This window comes from Halorubrum sp. SP9 (assembly GCF_005435015.1).
GTDB lineage: Archaea > Halobacteriota > Halobacteria > Halobacteriales > Haloferacaceae > Halorubrum > Halorubrum sodomense.
This window is the reverse complement of the sequence record NZ_SGXU01000162.1, coordinates 1-911: the sequence shown is the minus strand read 5'-3', so window position 1 is coordinate 911 and position 911 is coordinate 1. Positions and strand designations below refer to the sequence as shown.

Below are 911 nucleotides of genomic sequence, written 5' to 3'. Positions count from 1 at the left end.
TTCGTCACTACGGTACTCGGGGAGGAGCCGGAGGGCGACGGACCGGACGAATGGCTGAGTGAACTCGGACAGTGGGTCGATGAGAACAGCGTGACCGTCAAACGCACGCTGAAGGGAGCGAACAGAGAGTTCGACGTAACGCTCGATTCGTTCGAGGCGACAATTGAGCCGGCTCTCGGTGGTGGCAAACTGTCCACGTCCGACTTGGGAAGTGAAGACGATCTTGACGCGGTACTTGAGGAGGCAGAGACCTTCGCGGACACTCGCGAGCTCTTCGGCGTCGAAGAGGGTGGGAAGTCGCTCTGGGAACGCTTTAGCAACGAACTGGACACAATGACATCGCTCTATCCGAACGCGTCGGTCACCACCAGCATGCGAGCGACAGCAGAAAGCAATACTGTCCCCAGTGTTACGACGGTCGAGTCACGGCTTCGGGACGCAAAGGGCCACCGCGTCGATGAAACGTCGGCGCAGTATCGTCGGATTACGGGTAACTCCACCACTGAGTCTGCCCCTGACGCCATCTGCGACGATCTGAAGGTGTGGCTTCGGTCGAACGAGGAGGACGTTCGAGGAACCGTCGACGCAGCTACGGCCGAGTTTTCCGACGTTGACCTCGCAACACTATTCGAGACCGCGTGGGACGGCGAGCCACTATCGGAGCGCACTGTCGTCGATACCGCAGTTGTCCAGCAGGCCGAGGCCTATGCGACCGTTCGTGAATTGTTCGACGATTCGGACGGCGAAAGTCTCTGGTCACAGCTTGAGGACGCTGCCAGAGAACTCCGCTCTGAGCATCCAGAAACGCTGACACGGGAATCTGTCGACGCGGTGTTGACATCGTCGACGCCGCCGACGCCGACTCGCGTCGATGACCTGATCGAGGAGGCCAAAGACCCGATTTCCGGTAC

Annotated in this window: 1 pseudogene; it reads left to right on the top strand. The window is 59.7% G+C overall.

What is annotated here, in order from left to right:
- Nucleotides 1-911 (top strand): annotated as a pseudogene (locus tag EXE45_RS17000) (hypothetical protein); the annotation flags it as partial.